The organism is Kaistia dalseonensis (assembly GCF_030814715.1).
In the GTDB taxonomy this organism is placed as follows: domain Bacteria; phylum Pseudomonadota; class Alphaproteobacteria; order Rhizobiales; family Kaistiaceae; genus Kaistia; species Kaistia dalseonensis.
The window spans coordinates 151,130-169,367 of the sequence record NZ_JAUSVO010000004.1 but is presented as its reverse complement, the minus strand read 5'-3'; the positions used below and the strand labels follow the sequence as shown (position 1 = coordinate 169,367).

The following is an 18,238-nucleotide window of genomic DNA, read 5'->3' as shown; positions in this document are numbered from 1 at the left end:
TCGCGTAGGAGCCCGAATATCGGGCCTTCCCCCGCCCGAGAAGGACGAGGGAGCAGAGGGGCCCCTCCTCAAGCGGCGCGCGCAGCGCCTATGGCGCGCCGTCGACCACCTGGAAACCGGCCCAGAAGGGGTCGCGGTCGTCGACGAAGATCGTGTTGTAGCCGGTGACGCGGGCCCAGCCCTCGATGGTCGGGATGATGGCGGGCTTGTCGCCGACCGTCGTCGTGCCGGCAACCCGGCCCGTGAAGGTCGAGCCGATGATGCTCTCATGCACGAAGGCCTCGCCCTCCTTCAGGCGCCCTGTCGCGAAGAGTTGCGCCAGGCGGGCCGAGGTGCCGGTGCCGCAGGGCGAGCGATCGATCGCCTTGTCGCCATAGAAGACCGCATTGCGGCCCGACGAACCCTGGTTCTTCGGCTTGCCGGTCCATTGGACGTGGGTCAGCTTGTTCAGCGCCGGATTGGTCGGATGGACGATCGAATGGCGCTCGTTGAAGGCCGTGCGCAGCTTCGGCGACAGGCGAACGATATCCGACGGTTCCAGGTCGGAGAGGTCGGCATAATTCTCCTGTGGCTCGACAATCGCGTAGAAATTGCCGCCGTAAGCGATATCGACCTTGAGCGTGCCGATGCCGTCGACCTCGACCTCATAATCGCGGCCGAGCAGGAAGGACGGCACATTGGTCAGCGTGACGCTGTCGACATAGGGACCATTCTGGACATAGCGCGCCTCGACGAGGCCCGCCGGTGTCTCGAGCCGCAGCAGGCCCGGAATCTTCGGCGTGACGAGACCGTGCTCGATGATCGTCGTCACGGTGCCGATCGTGCCATGACCGCACATGGGCAGGCAGCCCGAGGTCTCGATGAACAGGATCGCGACGTCATAGGCGTCGGAGGACGGCGGATAGAGGATCGAGCCCGACATCATGTCGTGGCCGCGCGGCTCGAAGCAGAGCGATTTCCGGATCCAGTCGAACTCGGCCAGGAAATGCTGGCGCTTGTCGAACATGGTCTCGCCCTTCAAGACGGGGATCGAGCCGCCCGTGACGACGCGGACGGGATTGCCGCAGGTGTGACCGTCGATGCAGAAGAAGGAATGGCGAGCCATGCTCAAAACCTCTCGGCGAAACGCTTGGGGGAATAGGGCGCTATATCGATCGTCGGCCGACGATCCGCAATGAGATCGGCGACGATCTCGGCGGTCGCGGCGGCCTGTGTGAGGCCGTGATGGGCGTGGCCGAAGGCATAGACGACACGCGGTTCGCGCGCGGCGCGGCCGATGACCGGCAGGGAATCGGGAATGGAGGGGCGGAAGCCCATCCAGCGCGTGCCACCCGAAAGATCCGCGTCGGGCAGGAACCGTCGCAGTCGCGACAGGATGGCGTCGACGCGCTTGTAGTTGGGTGCGGCATCGAGGCCGCCAAACTCGACGCTGCCGCCGATCCGGTCGCCGGTATCGAGCGGCGTCGTGACGAAGCCCTTGCCTTCGAACATGACGGGGCGCGTCAGGCCGAGGCGACCAGCCGGCAGGGTGACATTGTAGCCGCGCTCCGTATCGAGCGGGATGGCGTCGCCGAGCGAGGCGGCGAGCGGCTTCGACCAAGCACCGGCCGCGACCACGACGCGGTCATAGAGCGCGATGCTGTCCATCGAGGTGCGAATGGCAATGGCGTCGGCCTGCGGCTTCAGGGCCACGGCGCCGAACTGGCGCGCGGTTGCGCCACGATCGAGCGCGGCATAGCCCAGCGCCAGCGTGAGATCGCGCGGGTCGGAGACATGGCAGCCCGTGCCATAGAGCGCGCCGGCGATCACGCGCGACCCGAGGGCCGGCTCCAAGGCCTGCAAGGCGCGCTGGTCGAGTTCCTCGACCGGAATGCCCATGGCGCGTTGGCGCGCAAGAAGCGGGCGGGCGGCCTCGAAAGCTGCCTTGTCATCCCAGATCGAGAGCAGCCCCTTGCGGCGCAGATGCCCTTCGAGGCCGAGGCCATCCAGCCGCCTTTCCCAAGCCGGCAAGGCGCGACCATTCAGCGCCGCAATCGCCTGCACGGAGGCTTCGATACGGCTCGGCCGGCTCGCCGATATGAAGCGGGCGAGCCAGGGGAGAAGCTTCGGCAGATAGGCCGGCCGAATGGAGAGGGGCCCGAGCGGATCGAACGCCCAGGCCGGCAGATTGCGCCAGACCTTGGGCGAGGCCAGCGGCATGATGTCGACATGGGCGATCCAGCCGGCATTGCCCTGCGATGTGCCGGCCGCAATCCCTTCGCGGTCGATCAGGTCGACCACGTGCCCTTCGTCGAGAAGCGCATGCGCCGCCGCGACACCAATGATTCCAGCACCGATGACCGCGACGCGCATTGGCTTGCGTCAGGCTGCGAGCGGCAGGCCGACTTCCGGCAACACCGTCCGCGTTGCCAGCGCCTTCTTCATCACCGCGTCCAGTTCGGCCTTCTCGGCGTCGTCGAGGCCGAGGCGGGGGGCACGGGTCAGGTCGGTGCCACGACCGATATACTTCTCGCAGTACTTGATCGCCTGGACGAGATCCGAGCGCGCGTCGAGATGCAGGATCGGCATGAACCAGTCATAGATCGCCATCGCCTCGTCGAAGCGGCGATCGCGGATCAGGCGGAACAGGGTCTCGCCCTCGCGCGGGAACACGTTCGACATGCCGGAAACCCAGCCGACGCAGCCGAGCGCGACGCTCTCGAGCACGACGTCATCAAGGCCGCAGAAGGGGATGAAGCGGTCGCCGGTCATGTTGCGCACATCGACGATGCGGCGCGTATCGCCCGAGGAATCCTTGAATGCGACGATCGTATCGATATCGGCGAGGCCCGCCAGCATGGCCGGGTTCACGTCCGTCCGGTAGGAGGGCGGATTATTGTAGATCATGATCGGCGTATCGGTCGCCTTGGCGATCGTCGTGAAATGATCCAGCGTCTCGCGGGGCTTGGCCGGATAGACCATGGCGGGCATCACCATCAGGCCGTCGACGCCGGCCTTGGTGGCCTCCTTGGCATATTCGGCGCCGAAGGCGCTCGTATATTCGGCAAGGCCGGAAATGATCGGAACCTTGCCCTTGGCAACGGAAACGGCGACCTCGATCAGCGAGATCTTCTCTTCGCGGCGGAGCGAGCAATTCTCGCCAACCGTGCCGCAGATGACGAGGCCGGAGACGCCGTCGCGCACGAGCGCTTCGATCACGCCCTTGGTGGCATCGAGATCGACCGAATAGTCCGGGCGAAACTGGGTCGTGACTGCCGGGAACACGCCCTTCCAGGTCGCTCTCGGATCCATGGTCGCTCTCCTCTTTGATTTGTCGACAGTTTGTATTTAGACGAGTCGAAACGGATTTGGCAAGCTGTCCCGGCGTATCAAAAGACAAAAAGAAACCCGCCGGGCGAACCACGGCGGGTGATTGATCCTCAGTCCCTCTCCCGCAAAGCGGAAGAGGTCGGAAAAGTCGATGCCCGGACTCCGGCATCATCGAGGACAATGCCCTGCCTCGCGGCAGATAGGCGCCTTCCCAAATCCCCCCCGCCATGCGGGAGAGAGGACGGCGCCTGAGCGTCATAGACGCATAGCAGCCGACAGATTTAGGCGGGCACGCCTTCGAGCTTCTTGGCCACGAGCGTCCGCAATGTACGCAGGTCCTTGGCGAACTGGCGGATGCCTTCCGAGAGCTTCTCGGTCGCCATCTGGTCCTCGTTCATCATCCAGCGGAACGTCTTCTCGTCGACCGTGAGCGTGGCCGGCTTCGCGCCCGGATTGGCCGCATCGAGCTTGCGGACCAGCGTGCCCTCGTCGGCAGCGAGCTTCTCGAGCAGAGCGGGGGCGATCGTCAGGCGGTCACAACCGGCCAGCGCCTCGATCTCGCCGGTTGAGCGGAAGGATGCACCCATCACGACAGTCTCGATGCCGTGTGTCTTGTAGTAATTGTAGATGCTGCGGACCGAGAGGACGCCCGGATCTTCTTCCGGCTCGAACTGCTTGCCGCTCGCCTTGACGTGCCAGTCGAGAATGCGGCCGACGAAGGGGGAGATCAGGAAAGCGCCGGCATCGGCGCAGGCGACGGCCTGGGCGATCGAGAACAGCAGCGTCAGGTTGCAGTCGATCCCTTCCTTCTGGAGGATTTCCGCCGCGCGGATACCCTCCCAGGTCGATGCGAGCTTGATCAGAATCTTCTCGCGCGGAATGCCCAGCTCCTCATAGGTCGCGATGATCGCGCGCGCCTTCTTGAGCGAGGCCTCCGTATCAAAGGAGAGATCGGCGTTCACTTCGGTCGAGACGCGGCCGGGAACGAGCTTCGACACTTCCGCGCCGAAGACGATCGCGAGACGATCCGCAACCGCAGCCGCGATAGCTTCGCTCGAGCCGCCCTGCTTCTTGCCCCAGGCAAGGGCACCGTCGATCACGTCCGCATATTGCGGCAGTTCGGCGGCCTTCAGGACGAGGGACGGGTTGGTCGTGCAATCGACGGGCCGGAACGTCTTGATCGCCTCCAGATCGCCGGTGTCGGCAACGACGACCGTCATGGCTTTGAGTTGATCGAGTTTCGACGTCATCTGACGCTCCTCCAAGCTGTACCGGGCGCCATCGGCGCCTTCCGCGCATATCCGGCATATGAGCACCTTGGCCTTCAAATGGAAGCGGGAAATTGTCCTTCCGAACAAAAAGAGGCCCCACGAGAGCACGCCTGCCGTTGTGTCCGTCCATTCCACGCAAACGCGCGTTGAGGCGTTTTTTGGCTGTGATAGAAGACGAGGCGTCTCCCGGTGCTCCGCAAGGTCGCGCCACGGGCTGGAGGGCTAGGCCGGAGACGCCAAGTCGATCAGAGGAAATCGCAATGACACATCTCTCCCTTGCCGGCGCCTGGACGCTCGCGGACGCAGCCGGCGAGACGCTCGGCCCCTGCGCCATTCCCGGCGACATCCATTCCGCGCTCTTCGCCCTCGGCAAGATCGGCAATCCGCATGTCGGCCAGAATGAAGAGACGATGCAATGGGTGGGCGAGACGAGCTGGGAGATCAGCCGCCATCTCGTGATCGACGAAGCGGCGCTGGCCGGCAAATGGGCCGTGCTGGAGCTCGAATTCGTCGACATCTTCGCCGAACTCTTCGTCAACGGCACGTCGGTGGCGCTGTTCGGATCGACGTTCCAGCGCTACCGCATCGATCTTTCCAGCGTGCTCAAGGCCGGTGACAATGAGATCCGGCTGCGCTTCTCGCCGGTGCTCGACGAGGCCAATGCTCGCGCGGCGCGCCAGCCCTTCCCCATTCCCTATTCGATTTCCAACAACAAGGCGCCCAACCTCAACATGGTGAGGAAGCCCCAATGCCATGGCGGCTGGGACTGGGGCCTTTGCCTGCTCGTCATGGGCGTCTATGCCGAGCCGATCCTGCATTTCTACGAGAAGGCGCGGATCGAGAGCGCCCAGATCCGCCAGCGTCACCACGCCGACGGCACGGTCACGGCCATCGCCGATGTGGAACTCGTAGGGCCGGCCGACGCTGTCGTTCCCGTGTCCTTCTCGGTCGCCGGAAAGACCGTCACGGCCGAGGCCAAGGTGTCCGCGGAGAATGGCGGCAAGGTCGCGCTCGCCCTTGAGATCGGCAAGCCGGATCTCTGGTGGCCGGCCGGCCACGGCGCGCAGCCGCTCTATGAAGCCGTCGTTTCGCTACCGGGCGATACTGTCATCCGCAGCGTCGGCTTCCGCAAGCTCGAGGTCGTCAACGAGAAGGACGCCGTCGGCGCCTCGCTGATCTTCCGCGTCAACGATGTCGACATCTTCGCCAAGGGCGCCAACTGGATCCCGGCCGATGCCCTGCCCGCGCGCGCGACGCCGGAGCGGACCCGCGCCCTGCTCTCGGCCGCTGTCGAAGCCAATATGAACATGATCCGCGTCTGGGGCGGCGGCTTCTACGAATTCGACGCTTTCTACGACCTCTGCGACGAGCTCGGCCTGCTGGTCTGGCAGGACATGATGTTCGCCTGCTCGCAATATCCCTCGACGCCGGAGTTCCTGGCGGAGGTCGATATCGAGTTGCGTTACCAGATCAAGCGGCTTTCCAGCCGGCCATCGATCGCGATCTGGTGCGGCGACAACGAGGTGGTCGGCTCCCTCACCTGGTATGAGCTCTCGAAGAACAATCGCGACCGCTATCTCGTCAATTACGACCGGCTGAACCGCATCATCGACAAGGCCGTGATCGAGACCGATCCGGACCGCCGCTTCTGGCCGTCGAGCCCCTGCAAGGGCGATCTCGACTATGGCGATGCCTGGCACGACGACAGCTCGGGCGACATGCACTTCTGGGATGTCTGGCACTCGAACAAGAATTTCGAGCACTACTACACCGTGAAGCCGCGCTTCTGCTCCGAATTCGGCTTCCAGTCCTTCCCGTCCATGACGGGCATCCGCTCCTTCGCAAAGCCCGACGAATGGAACGCCACCGCGCCAGTGATGGAATTCCACCAGCGCGATCCGGCCGGCAATGCGCGCATCATCGATACGATGGCGCGCTATTTCCGCGTGCCGAACGGCTTCGAGAACTTCGTCTTCGTCTCGCAATTGCAGCAGGCGCTGGCGATCGAGACGGCGGTGCGCTACTGGCGCAGCCTGAAGCCGCATACGATGGGCACGCTCTACTGGCAGCTCAACGATGTCTGGCCGGCGATCTCCTGGTCATCGATCGACCATACGCTTGCCTGGAAGACGCTGCATTATCACGCCAAGCGCTTCTACATGCCGGTTGCGATCGCCGCACGCCTGCTCGATGGCGAGTTGATCGTGAGCGGGCTCAACGATCGGCATGAGGACGTGCCGATCGAAGTCAAGATCCGGACCATCGATCTGGCGGGCAAGACAATCGGCGAGCATCGCGCCAGCGCTCTGCTCCCGCCTGACCGGTCGATCGAGGTGACCCGCATCGCGGCGCCGAAGGCGACGGACCGCTTCTATGTCATCGACGTTGCGGTCGACGGCGAGTTCGATCCCACCCTGCAGTTCGTCCAGTTTCCCGATGTCGCGAAACGGTTCGAGCTACCTGTCGCCTATCTCAATGTCGAGGAAATCGGGCCTGGGCGGTTCGTCCTGTCGGCCGACGCGCCGGCCTTCTATGTCCGGCCGGAAGCACCGGGCAATACGGGGCATTTCGACGATGCGAGCTTCCTGCTGCTGCCCAACCAGCCGCGCACGATAACCTTCAGGCCGGAGGACGGCGTCGCCATGCCGAAGGCCGCTGATCTGACCGTCCATCACCTCGGTGCCACCTATCGCTGAACCGACGGGCGTTTCGTCCCTAAACAGAAATGGCGCGACCGAAGCCGCGCCATTCATCACCAAGCCAATCGGCTGGACTACCGGTACCAGCCGCCGGAGATGAAGACCCAGTTATTGCCGCGCAGGACCCAACGCGGGCCGCGATAGCGATAGCCGGGACGGGCAGCGACCCAGCCGCCGGGAACCCACACGTAGCGGCCACGGCGCCAGGCCCAATGGCCGTCCATCCAGACATAGCCACGACGCGGCGCGGGGCGGCGCTCATAACGTGGCGGCGGGGGACGGCGGTTGCCTGGGCCACCGGGCGGCGGAGGCGGCGGGCGCCCCTGCGCTTCGGCCTCGACCGGCAATCCGGCCGCCGCAATTGGCGCAGCCAGCGCCGCGGCAAAAAGGCCCCGGAGCATAGAACGTCGATTGAGCATTACGGTCTTCCTCTCATTGGCAGCGCTTGACGCGCCGGTGCCGCCCGCAAGCACTTGAACGCCGCAGCGCTCCATTTCCGTCGGCCATGGCTCAACACCCGACGGGGCCGTTCGATCCCTAAAGCGGATAGCCGTTCTGGTTGAGAAAGAGCTTGAGCCGGTCCGGGAACTTCAAGACCTTCCGGTCCCGCGCCGGACAGGAATCGATATCACCGCCGGTGAGGCAGGTTTCCTCGCCCTTGTCTGTCGCAAGGTTCCAATGCTGCACCAGCGCGTCGAAAGCCTTCTGGCCCTCCCCCGCCCTGACGCTCGCCGCGACCCAACCTGCGAGAAAACCCGGCGACGTCCAGCGTGTCGCCGGATCGGCGTCATCCTCGAGTTGTTTCAGCCAGTCGCGATGGTTCTTCTGGAAGCGCGGCTCGTTCGTCAGGTCGACCAGCTTGCCGTTGCGCACCGTCTTGATCACCAGAGGCGCCGCGCTGCAGGCGTAGCAATCGAACGCATAGAGAAAGGCATTATCGACGGTCACGATCTCCGCCACGCCGTCATTGTCGAGATCCTGCAGATAGTCGCCGTCGCCATCGAACGAGCCGACATTGACCGCGACCCACCCCTTGTCGGTCTTTTCCCCGATCACGACTTCGGAACAGCAATGGGCGCCGCCGGAATAGCTCGAGAAATAGACTTCCTTCGTATCATTGGTGGGATCGATTTCGGCAATGGAAGCGCTCGCGGCCGGCATGTCCATGCCCGAGGCCACGCCGGCATAGTCGAGCACGATGCCGCCATCGATCGTCACCTGCAGCACCGGCACGGCGAAGTCCGAATTGACCTTCGGCCGCATCTCCTGAAACACGCGCGCCGTGATGCCGGAATCGGTAATCGTCGCCTCGGTCGCGCCGTCGGAGAAATCCGTCGTCGGATAGGCTGGTGCAGCCGTCTCGTCCTCTTCGGCCCGAAGCGGCGGGGCCATCAGAATCGTCGCCACCGCAAGCAGCGCGGCCAGGAGCGGTCTCACCCGAACGTTCAATCCCAGCGTCACGGCCTCGCTCCTCGCAAATCAGTATGGCGACCAGTCTATCGGCAGCGGGGAGACCGGGGAAGCACGAGACAGCCGATGTCCGCAGGTGCCTTGATGGGCGGTTCAACCTGACAGTAAGAATGGGGGCGCCATTCCTGCCATCTCTCCCGAGGTTCATCGCATGATTTCCCCCCTTTCGGCCCGCACCGGCGGCGAACTCATTGTCGACGCGCTGGCGGCGAATGGCGTGGAGCGCGTTTTCTGCGTGCCGGGCGAGAGCTTCCTCGCCGTGCTCGACGCGCTGCATGATTCGCCGATCGAGGTGACCGTGGCGCGGCAGGAGGGCGGCGCCGCAATGATGGCGGAGGCGTGGGGCAAGATGACCGGCCGTCCGGGCGTCGCCATCGTCACGCGCGGGCCGGGCGCCACCAACGCCGCCTCGGGCCTGCATGTCGCGATGCAGGATTCGACGCCGATGATCCTTCTGATCGGCCAGATCGGGCGTGGCATGCGCGAGCGCGAGGCGTTCCAGGAGATCGACTATCGCCGCATGTTCGGCGAGGTCGTCAAATGGGTGGCGGAGATCGACGAGGCCGCGCGCATTCCAGAGCTCCTGTCGCGCGCCTTTCACGTGGCGACGTCCGGCCGGCCGGGTCCGGTCGTCCTCGCCATGCCGGAGGACATGCTGCGCGAGACCGCTTCGGTGTTGCAGCCCCAGCCGTTCGAGCCGCTGGAGACCTATCCCGGACTGACCCAGACGGCGCAATTGCAGAAGCTGCTCTGGGCGGCGAAGCGGCCGTTCGTGATCCTGGGAGGCTCACGCTGGAGCGACAAGGCCATCGCCTCGGTCCAGCGCTTCGCCGAACGGTTCGACCTGCCCGTCGGCGTCTCCTTCCGCCGGCAGGGGCTCTTCGACCATGAGCACCCGAATTATGCCGGCGATGTCGGTATCGGGCCCAATCCGGCGCTCGCCGCGCGGATCAAGGCCGCCGACCTGCTGCTCCTGATCGGCGGACGCATGAGCGAGACCCCTTCTTCCGGCTACACGCTGATCGACATACCCGAGCCGCGCCAGCAGCTCGTCCATATCCATGGCAGCGCCGAGGAGCTCGGCCGCGTCTATCGTCCGACGCTTGCCATCAACGCGACGCCAAACGGCTTCGCCGCCCAGCTCGAAGTGGTCCACCCGCCGGTTTCGATCCCGTGGGGCGAGGAAACCCGCGCCGCCAACGCCGCCTATCGGGCCTGGTCCGACCCGGCGCCGCGCGACGTCCGGGGTGTCGAGCTCGGCGCGGTCATGCGCACCTTGCGCGAGGAGCTGCCGGACGACGCGATCCTGACGAACGGTGCCGGCAATTATGCCGGCTGGCTGCATCGCTACTATCGCTTCAAGAAACCCGGAACGCAGCTCGCACCGACGTCAGGCTCGATGGGCTACGGCGTTCCCGCCGCCGTCGCGGCCAAGCTCCGATATCCCGAGCGGACGGTCGTCGCCTTTGCGGGCGACGGTTGCTTCCAGATGACGGGCCAGGAATTCGGCACCGCCGCGCAGGAAGGCGCCGCCATCATCGTTATCGTGGTCGACAACGGCATCTATGGCACGATCCGCGCCCATCAGGAGAAGAACTATCCGGGCCGCGTCGAGGCGACGATGCTCGTCAACCCGGACTTCGCAGCACTGGCGCGGGCCTATGGCGCGCATGGCGAGACGGTCGAGCGGACGGAAGAGTTCTGGCCCGCTTTCCAGCGCGCCAAAGCGAGCGGCAAGCCGGCGATCATCCATGTAAAGACCGACCCGGAGGCGATCGCCCCCGGCGCGACGATCACGTCGCTCAGGGGCTCGTCGCCGCGCTAGGCTGCTGAGAGCAGACCGCTCATGGCGGCCGGCTCGCAGGTTCGGCACCATGCCTCACACAGGCGCGGCTAGAACAAGCTCTCCTGCGTCGGTGGCTTGGCCTTGGGTGCCTTCTTTGGCTTCGGCTCGGCCGCGCCGCCGGCCGCGACAGCGCCGATCTTGCCGTCCTGGAATTCGATCGTGAGCGCGTCGCCGGACGTTACCGTCGCCGCAGCGCGGACGGTGCGCCCCTCGGCGTCGGTCACGAGCGCGAAGCCGCGCGCGAGCACGCTACGATAGGACAGTGTTTCCGCCAGCCGCCAGGCCCGGTCCAATCGGTCGCGCAGCCGCTCCGTCACACGGATGAAGGCGCGCGCGCCGCGCTCATCGGCCTGCCCAAGCCGGTCGCGGCCACGCGCAACACGCTCGGAGAGCGGTTCGATCCGCAGACGTCCCGAAATCCGGGCGAAGACAGCGCGCTTGCGTTCCGCATGAACCTCCAGCGCGCGGCCCTGCCGATCCGAAAGCGCGGTCAACCGATCACCGGCACGCGTCATCAGCCGGTCGAGCGAAGCTGTCGACAGCCGGCCCGCCGTGCGCTCCAGCCGCCCGCGATGGGCCAGCGTGTTGGCGGACAGCGCGCGGCCGATGCGAGCGGCGAGTTCGTCGAAAGAGCGCCGCGGGATGGCGAGGAGATCATCGAGGCGCGGAAGTGCACGGACGGCGGCGCGCAGTTCGCGGCGCCTCGCCTCGACATGGCGCGCCATCGCGCCGGCAAGTCGGCGATCGAGATCGCCCGTGGTCGCCAGCAGTTCCGAGCGTACCGGCACGGCCATTTCGGCCGCGCCCGTCGGCGTCGGTGCCCGGAGATCGGAGGCGAAATCGATCAGCGTCGTATCGGTCTCATGGCCGACGGCCGAGATCAGCGGGATGTCCGAGGCCGCCGCCGCGCGGACCACGATTTCCTCGTTGAAGCCCCAGAGATCTTCGAGACTGCCGCCGCCACGCGCGACGATCAGCACGTCGGGGCGCGGGATCTTCCCGCCTTCGGGCAGCGCATTGAAGCCCGCAATCGCCGCGGCAACCTCTGCCGCCGAGGTCTCGCCCTGGACGCGGACGGGCCAGACCAGCACATGGACCGGAAAGCGATCGGCGAGCCGGTGCAGTATATCGCGGATCACGGCCCCTGTCGGCGACGTCACGACGCCGATGACGCGGGGCAGATAGGGAATCGGGCGCTTGCGGGCAGAATCGAACAGGCCTTCCGCAGCGAGCTTCTTCCGGCGCTCCTCCAGCAACGCCATCAGCGCGCCAATGCCGGCCGGCTCCAGCGATTCGATGACGATCTGATATTTGGACGATCCGGGGAAGGTCGTCAGCTTGCCGGTCGCTATGACCTCCATGCCCTCCTCGGGGCGGAAGCGCAGCTTGCCGAAATTGCCCTTCCAGATCACAGCCTCGAGCTTGGCGCGATCGTCCTTCAGCGCAAAATAGGCATGTCCCGAGGAATGCGGCCCGCGATAGCCGGAGATTTCGCCGCGCACGCGAACATAGCCGAAGGCATCCTCGACGGTGCGCTTCAGCGCCATCGAGATTTCGGAGACGGAATATTCGGAGGCGTTGGAAACGGCTTCGGTCATGGATGATCCTCCGCCCCTGAATGCCCCCCAGTGCGGCCAGGGTCAAGCCGGCTTGCAGCGCCGCGCCGGCCCGCTTATCGGTGAGCCATGTCACGCTATGATTTCACCACCCAAAGGCTCTTTCTGGACGCACCCCTCGCCGAGGGGGGACGCGTGCCGCTCGACAAGAACCAGACCAACTATCTAGTCAACGTGCTCAGGATGAATGCTGGCGACCCGGTCCTGGTTTTCAACGGCCGGGACGGCGAATGGCGGGCGGAGCTTGATGGCGACCGCAAGAAGGCCGCGCTGATCATCACCGAAATGCAGCGCGCCCAGACGCCTGAGGCGTCGCTGCACTATCTCTTCGCGCCGCTCAAGCATGCTCGCCTCGACTATATGATCCAGAAGGCGGTGGAGATGGGTGTCGGGCGACTTCGCCCCGTCATCACGCGGCGTACGCAAGTCGCGCGGCTGAACGACGAGCGGCTGCGGGCGAATGCGATCGAGGCGGCCGAGCAATGCGGGATCCTGTCGATCCCCGAGATCGATCCGCCGAGACCGTTGCGCGACCTGCTGGCGGAATGGCCAGCGCACGAACCGGAACGCCGGATCATCTTCTGCGACGAGGATGAGGCGGGTGCGAACCCGGTCACGATTCTCTCCGCATCGCCCAAGGGGCCGCTTGCGGTCCTGATCGGTCCGGAAGGCGGCTTCTCTCCGGACGAACGCGCGGCGTTGAAAGCGCTGCCCTTCGTGACCTCGATCCCGCTCGGCCCGCGCATATTGCGCGCCGATACGGCCGCCGTCGCGGCGCTCGCGCTCGTGCAGGCCGTGGCCGGAGACTGGAACGAGGCCTGATCCACACGATAGAAGTGCATCGATCAAATTGATCACGATAACGTGATCAAACGTCTCCGAGAGACGATCTCGGACAGAAGCTCGGCATATCAAAGCTGAACTGACATTATCTAGACCAATTCCATATTGGAATAGTTCTACTATATTGAATATTGTCCCGGTCGCGTTGACCTCTGCCAAGTCAGATGAGATGGAGCCGAGCCCGGTGTGGCGCTGATCAAGCGACAGACAGGTTCCGCCCTCTCGATCGACGGAGTTAACGACGATGCTCAAGCCCTTCCGCTTGATTCAAGGTTCCGCCATAGCAGCGCTGATCATCGGCGCGTGTATCCCGGCTTTCGCCGACGGCGAAGTCAATGTCTACACGACCCGCGAGCCCGGCCTGATCCAGCCGCTTCTCGAGACCTTCTCGAAGGAAACCGGCATCAAGGCGAATGTCATCTACATCAAGGAAGGCCTCGCCCAGCGCGTCGAGACGGAGGGTGCGAACTCGCCGGCGGACCTGCTCAGCGTCGTCGACTATGGCAATCTCGTCGAACTGGTCGATCGTGGCCTGACGCAGCCGGTGCAGTCGGCTGTGCTCGATGAAGGCATCCCGGCCAATCTTCGTGATCCGAAGGGCGAATGGTTCGGCCTTTCGATGCGGGCTCGCGTGATCTACGCGTCCAAGGACCGGATCACCGACGAAAAGCTGACTTATGAGGATCTCGCCGACCCGCGCTTCAAGGGCAAGGTCTGCATCCGTTCGGGCCAGCATCCCTACAACACCTCGCTCGTTGCCGCGATGATCGCGAAAGACGGCGAGGAAGCCACCAAGGCTTGGCTGACCGGCGTTCGCGACAACCTCGCCCGCAAGGCCGGCGGCGGCGATCGCGACGTGGCGCGCGATATCCTGGCCGGCATCTGCGATATCGGCGTCGGCAACTCCTATTATGTCGGCCTGATGCGCAGCGGAAAGGGCGGCCCCGACCAGGTCAAGTGGGGCGAGGCGATCCGCGTGATCCTGCCGACCTTCAAGGACGGCGCCGGCACCCATGTGAACATTTCCGGCGCGGCGGTCGCCAAGAATGCGCCCAACCGTGAGAACGCGGTCAAGCTGCTGGAATTCCTCGCCTCTCCCGAGGCCCAGGAAATCTATGCCAAGGCGAACTTCGAATATCCGGTCCGTCCCGGCGTGGCAGCCGATCCGATCATCGCGGCGCTCGGCACGCTCACGGTCGATCCCACCCCGCTGGCCGAGATCGCCAAAGAGCGCGTGCGCGCCAGCGAACTCGCCGAAGCTGTCGCGTTTGACGGCTGAGGCATGAGGGACATTGCCCGTTTCACGACATCATGCCCCGGATACTCCGGGGCATGAGCGCATTGATTGCCGGTGAGCCGCAACCGGACCGCAGGAATGCGTGGCCTGGCGCAGGCGAGCGCCTGTTCCTGGTCGGCAGCGCGCTGGCGGCGCTGATGGCGCTGGCGCCGATCCTCGGCCTCGTCTATTTCGCCCTGCGCGGCTCGGGCGCGCTCTGGCCCCATCTGATCGCCAACGTCCTCCCTGCGGCGAGCCTGACGACGCTACTGCTCCTGCTCGGCGTCGGCACCATCGTGACCATCATCGGCGTCGGAACGGCGTGGCTGGTGGCGATGCATCGATTTCCCGGACGCAGGCTGTTCGAATGGGCGCTGCTGCTGCCGCTCGCCGTCCCCAGCTATGTGATGGCCTTCGCCTATCTCGATGTGGCTCATCCGGTCGGGCCGATCCAGAGCGGGCTTCGCGCCCTTTTCGGCATCACCGACCCGCGCGGCCTGCCCTTTCCCGAAATCCGCTCGCTCGGCGGCGCGATCTTCCTGCTCGGCGTTATCCTCTACCCCTATGTCTATCTGCCGGTCCGCGCCCTCTTCCTGATGCAATCGACGACCCTGCTCGACGCCGCGCGCACGCTCGGGGCCGGGCCGGGTCCAGCCTTCCTCCATATCGCGCTGCCCATGGCGCGTCCCGCGATCGCGATCGGCGTCAGCCTCGCATTGCTGGAAACGCTGAACGATATCGGCGCATCGGAATTTCTCGGCGTTCGAACCCTCACTGTGGCGATCTACACCACCTGGGTGACGCGCTCCTCGATCGAGGGTGCTTCGCAGATCGCTCTCGTCATGCTCGCGATCGTCTTCGCGCTGCTGCTGCTCGAGCGTCATGCCCGACGGCACCTCAACGTCGCCGCTACACCGCGTGGCGGCCGCCAGCCCACGGAACGCGCGCTCCGCCCCCTGGCAGCACTGCTCGCCATGCTGGCCTGCTTCCTGCCGATCATGTTCGGCTTCGTGGTGCCCGCGAGCTATCTGGTGCTGTCCGCCTGGCAGCGGATCGGGCGAGACGGCCTGCCGGGCGATCTCTGGCTCTGGGTCGGGAACAGCCTCACGGTCGCCTCGATCGCTACCGTCCTCACGATCCTGCTCGGGCTCTTCCTCGCTTCTGCTGCCCGAATGATACGCAATCCAGGCATCCAGCCCCTGATTCGCCTCTCGGGCATCGGCTATGCCATTCCCGGAACCGTATTGGCTGTGGGATTGCTCGTGCCTTTGGCCGGGCTCGATAATCTGATCGCAAATGGCGTGCGCAGCCTGACCGGAAACAGGATTGGTCTGGTCCTGATCGGATCCGGCATGGCCCTGATCCTGGCTTATTCCATCCGCTTCCTGACGATCGCGACCGGTGGCATCGAATCCGGCTTCGCGCGGATCAGCCCGAGCGTCGATATGGCCGCTCGCATCCTCGGGGCCACGCCGCAAAGGCTGACGCGCGACATCCACGTTCCCCTGCTCTCGCCCGCGATCGCAGCCGCCGCCATGCTCGTCTTCGTCGATTGCATGAAGGAATTGCCGGCTACGCTACTGCTGCGCCCGCTCAATTTCGAGACGCTCGCCACGCATGTCTATGGCGAGGCGGCGCGCGGCACCTATGAAGACGGCGCGATCGCCGCGCTCGCCATCGTGCTGGTCGGCATGATCCCCGTCATCATCCTGGCGCGGACGGGAACACGTGGCCGCGCCGGCGCGGCCTGGTTCAAACGGCGAGTTCCGGCAAGTCCTTGAACAGCGCGAGGGCCTCGGGATTGGCCAGCGCCTCCTGGTTCTTGACCGGCCGACCGTGCACGACTTCCCGCACGGCCAGTTCGACGATCTTGCCGGATTTGGTGCGCGGTATATCGGCGACAGCCACGATGCGCGCCGGAACATGGCGCGGGGTGCAGCCGGTGCGGATCTTGGTGCGGATCGTCTTCTCGAGTATCTCGTCGAGCGCGATTTCGGGACGTAGCCTGACGAAGAGCACGACGCGGACATCGCCATCCCAGTCCTGCCCGATGGCCAAAGCCTCCAGAACGTCGGGAATCTGCTCGACCTGATTGTAGATCTCGGCCGTTCCAATGCGGACGCCGCCGGGATTGAGCGTCGCGTCCGAGCGGCCATGGATGATCAGCCCGCCATGCTCGGTCCATTCGGCGAAATCGCCATGGCACCAGACATTGGGAAACCGCTCGAAATAGGCGGCGCGATAGCGCGCGCCGTCAGCATCGTTCCAGAACCCGATCGGCATGGACGGGAAGGCCTTGCGGCAGACGAGTTCGCCCTTGCCGGCGTCCAGATGATGCCCTTCGTCGTCCCAGACATCGACGGCGAGACCGAGCCCCGGCCCCTGGATCTCGCCTTTCCAGACCGGCTTGCCGGGAATGCCGAGCACGAAGCAAGAAACAATGTCCGTTCCGCCCGAAATCGAGGCGAGGTGAACGTCGTGCTTGATGCTGTCATAGACGAAGGAAAAGCTCTCGGGCGCGAGCGGGGACCCTGTCGACGTGATCATCTGGAGCGCGCCAAGATCATGCGTCTCGATCGGCTTCAGACCGGCCTTGTGGACACTGTCGATAAATTTGGCCGACGTGCCGAACAATGTCATCTTCTCGGTGGCGGCATAGTCGAACAGGATATTGCCGTCGGGATGGAAGGGCGATCCATCGTAGAGCAGCAGCGTCGCGCCGGTCGCGAGACCGGAGGCGAGCCAGTTCCACATCATCCAGCCGCAAGTGGTGAAGTAGAAGAGCTTGTCGCCCTCACCGATACCGCAGTGAAGATGGATTTCCTTCAGATGCTGCAGCAACGTGCCGCCGGCCGAATGGACGATACATTTCGGCACGCCCGTCGTGCCAGAGGAGAACATGATGTAGAGCGGATGGGCGAAGGGCAGCGACACGGTCTCGACCGGCCGCGCGACGAAGCGCGCAATCGCGTCGTCGAGCGTGATTCCCCCCGCAAGGCTCGCCGCCGTCGCCTTCGCGGTGCCGATATAATCGACGATGATCACCGCGCTCACGGACGGCAATGCCGGGGTTATTTCCGTCAGCTTTGGCGCAATATCGATTGTCTTTCCGGCATAATAATAGCCGTCGCAGGCGATGAAGACCTTCGGCTCGATCTGGCCGAAGCGATCGAGCACGCCACGCGGACCGAAATCGGGCGAGCAGGACGACCACACCGCGCCGAGCGATGCGGCCGCGAGCATGGCGGCGATCGTCTCCGGCATGTTGGGCATCATCGCCGCGATACGGTCACCCGCCACCACGCCGGCGGCGCGAAATGCCTGCTGCAGGCGAGAAACCAGGGCGTGGAGCTCGTCGAAGCTCATGCGCCGCTTGACCCGCTCCTCGCCCCAGAAGACCAGGGCGTCGTCGGGCCCGGTGCGCTTCAGCAGGTTCTCGGCAAAATTCAGCGTCGCGTCGGGAAAGAACTGCGCGCCGGGCATCAGGTCGCCGTCGATCAGGCGCCGCTCGCCCTTCGTGCCGACGACGCCACAGAAATCCCAGACGAGGTCCCAGAAGGCGGCGCGATCATCGATCGACCAGGCATGGAGCGCATCGTGATCGGCAAGCGCGCGGCCTGCCCTGATGCCGGCGGCGGCCCGGAAGGCCGTCATCGGATGGCGTGCCATCCGTTCGGCCGAGGGCGTCCAGAGCGGGAAAGCGGATTCAGCGGCAGAAACGGGCGTCATCAGATCGGCTGCCTCCAGGCCAGAATATCCGACGCGGCGGAATCCTGCCGCATAAGCAATGGATAAACGGGCCCACGAGGCAAGTCACGCCCGAAGCCTCGGCCGATCGGGGAGAAAAATCTTGCGGCACGATGGGATTCTGCCTATCCGGGAGGCAGCATGCCGGCGGGCGTTCCGCG

13 protein-coding genes are annotated in these 18,238 nt (G+C 65.1%); 5 read left to right on the top strand and 8 right to left on the bottom strand.

Annotated features, from left to right (window positions below):
* Positions 1-88: 88 nt before the first annotated feature.
* From QO014_RS14640 to tal, 4 genes are all read right to left on the bottom strand, one after another.
* Positions 89-1,105 carry a 4-hydroxyproline epimerase gene (locus QO014_RS14640; RefSeq protein ID WP_266349465.1) on the bottom strand — a complete coding sequence of 339 codons (1,017 nt, stop codon included), beginning with the start codon at positions 1,103-1,105 and terminating at the stop codon, positions 89-91.
* Between the two features lie 2 nt (positions 1,106-1,107).
* On the bottom strand, positions 1,108-2,352 hold the full coding sequence (locus QO014_RS14635; protein ID WP_266349464.1) for an NAD(P)/FAD-dependent oxidoreductase: 1,245 nt from the start codon (positions 2,350-2,352) through the stop codon (positions 1,108-1,110).
* Positions 2,353-2,361: 9 nt separating this feature from the next.
* Positions 2,362-3,291 carry a dihydrodipicolinate synthase family protein gene (locus tag QO014_RS14630; protein WP_266349463.1) on the bottom strand — a complete coding sequence of 310 codons (930 nt, stop codon included), beginning with the start codon at positions 3,289-3,291 and terminating at the stop codon, positions 2,362-2,364.
* Positions 3,292-3,590: 299 nt separating this feature from the next.
* Entirely contained in the window at positions 3,591-4,559 is a 969-nt protein-coding gene (tal, locus tag QO014_RS14625) for a transaldolase (protein WP_266349462.1), read from the bottom strand.
* 281 nt (positions 4,560-4,840) lie between these two features.
* On the opposite strand from tal, the gene QO014_RS14620 reads away from it, so the two are divergent.
* The gene (locus tag QO014_RS14620; RefSeq protein WP_266349461.1) at positions 4,841-7,276 is read left to right on the top strand and encodes a beta-mannosidase; all 2,436 of its coding nucleotides are present in this window, start codon (positions 4,841-4,843) and stop codon (positions 7,274-7,276) included.
* A 77-nt stretch (positions 7,277-7,353) separates the two neighbouring features.
* Here the strand turns inward: QO014_RS14620 and QO014_RS14615 are convergent, their stop codons facing one another.
* Both QO014_RS14615 and QO014_RS14610 read right to left on the bottom strand, forming a co-directional pair.
* On the bottom strand, positions 7,354-7,680 hold the full coding sequence (locus QO014_RS14615; protein ID WP_266349460.1) for a hypothetical protein: 327 nt from the start codon (positions 7,678-7,680) through the stop codon (positions 7,354-7,356).
* A 136-nt stretch (positions 7,681-7,816) separates the two neighbouring features.
* Positions 7,817-8,740 (bottom strand): hypothetical protein, encoded by a 924-nt coding sequence (locus QO014_RS14610; RefSeq protein ID WP_266349459.1) that lies wholly within the window; start codon positions 8,738-8,740, stop codon positions 7,817-7,819.
* A 160-nt stretch (positions 8,741-8,900) separates the two neighbouring features.
* On the opposite strand from QO014_RS14610, the gene QO014_RS14605 reads away from it, so the two are divergent.
* Positions 8,901-10,574, top strand: coding sequence for a thiamine pyrophosphate-binding protein (locus QO014_RS14605; RefSeq protein WP_266349458.1), 1,674 nt, complete (start codon positions 8,901-8,903; stop codon positions 10,572-10,574).
* Between the two features lie 68 nt (positions 10,575-10,642).
* Here the strand turns inward: QO014_RS14605 and xseA are convergent, their stop codons facing one another.
* On the bottom strand, positions 10,643-12,193 hold the full coding sequence (gene xseA, locus QO014_RS14600; protein ID WP_266349457.1) for an exodeoxyribonuclease VII large subunit: 1,551 nt from the start codon (positions 12,191-12,193) through the stop codon (positions 10,643-10,645).
* Positions 12,194-12,280: 87 nt separating this feature from the next.
* Here xseA and QO014_RS14595 point away from each other — a divergent pair, with 87 nt between their 5' ends.
* The 3 genes from QO014_RS14595 (at position 12,281) to QO014_RS14585 (ending at position 16,111) form a co-directional block, all read left to right on the top strand.
* Positions 12,281-13,033: a 16S rRNA (uracil(1498)-N(3))-methyltransferase gene (locus QO014_RS14595; protein WP_266349456.1), complete on the top strand. Its 753-nt coding sequence runs from the start codon at positions 12,281-12,283 to the stop codon at positions 13,031-13,033.
* A gap of 265 nt (positions 13,034-13,298) precedes the next feature.
* Entirely contained in the window at positions 13,299-14,333 is a 1,035-nt protein-coding gene (locus tag QO014_RS14590; protein ID WP_266349455.1) for a Fe(3+) ABC transporter substrate-binding protein, read from the top strand.
* A gap of 53 nt (positions 14,334-14,386) precedes the next feature.
* Positions 14,387-16,111 carry an ABC transporter permease gene (locus QO014_RS14585; RefSeq protein ID WP_266349454.1) on the top strand — a complete coding sequence of 575 codons (1,725 nt, stop codon included), beginning with the start codon at positions 14,387-14,389 and terminating at the stop codon, positions 16,109-16,111.
* Here the strand turns inward: QO014_RS14585 and QO014_RS14580 are convergent.
* Positions 16,083-18,059: an acetoacetate--CoA ligase gene (locus QO014_RS14580; RefSeq protein ID WP_266349453.1), complete on the bottom strand. Its 1,977-nt coding sequence runs from the start codon at positions 18,057-18,059 to the stop codon at positions 16,083-16,085. The genes QO014_RS14585 and QO014_RS14580 overlap by 29 nt on opposite strands.
* Positions 18,060-18,238 lie beyond the last annotated feature (179 nt).

Coding starts and splice junctions, on each gene's coding strand:
- QO014_RS14615 (WP_266349460.1), bottom strand. CDS start 7,680: ATGCTCCGGGGCCTTTTTGCCGCGGCGCTGGCTGCGCCAATTGCGGCG.
- QO014_RS14595 (WP_266349456.1), top strand. CDS start 12,281: ATGTCACGCTATGATTTCACCACCCAAAGGCTCTTTCTGGACGCACCC.
- QO014_RS14635 (WP_266349464.1), bottom strand. CDS start 2,352: ATGCGCGTCGCGGTCATCGGTGCTGGAATCATTGGTGTCGCGGCGGCG.
- QO014_RS14590 (WP_266349455.1), top strand. CDS start 13,299: ATGCTCAAGCCCTTCCGCTTGATTCAAGGTTCCGCCATAGCAGCGCTG.
- tal (WP_266349462.1), bottom strand. CDS start 4,559: ATGACGTCGAAACTCGATCAACTCAAAGCCATGACGGTCGTCGTTGCC.
- QO014_RS14605 (WP_266349458.1), top strand. CDS start 8,901: ATGATTTCCCCCCTTTCGGCCCGCACCGGCGGCGAACTCATTGTCGAC.
- xseA (WP_266349457.1), bottom strand. CDS start 12,193: ATGACCGAAGCCGTTTCCAACGCCTCCGAATATTCCGTCTCCGAAATC.
- QO014_RS14580 (WP_266349453.1), bottom strand. CDS start 18,059: ATGACGCCCGTTTCTGCCGCTGAATCCGCTTTCCCGCTCTGGACGCCC.
- QO014_RS14640 (WP_266349465.1), bottom strand. CDS start 1,105: ATGGCTCGCCATTCCTTCTTCTGCATCGACGGTCACACCTGCGGCAAT.
- QO014_RS14585 (WP_266349454.1), top strand. CDS start 14,387: ATGAGCGCATTGATTGCCGGTGAGCCGCAACCGGACCGCAGGAATGCG.
- QO014_RS14620 (WP_266349461.1), top strand. CDS start 4,841: ATGACACATCTCTCCCTTGCCGGCGCCTGGACGCTCGCGGACGCAGCC.
- QO014_RS14630 (WP_266349463.1), bottom strand. CDS start 3,291: ATGGATCCGAGAGCGACCTGGAAGGGCGTGTTCCCGGCAGTCACGACC.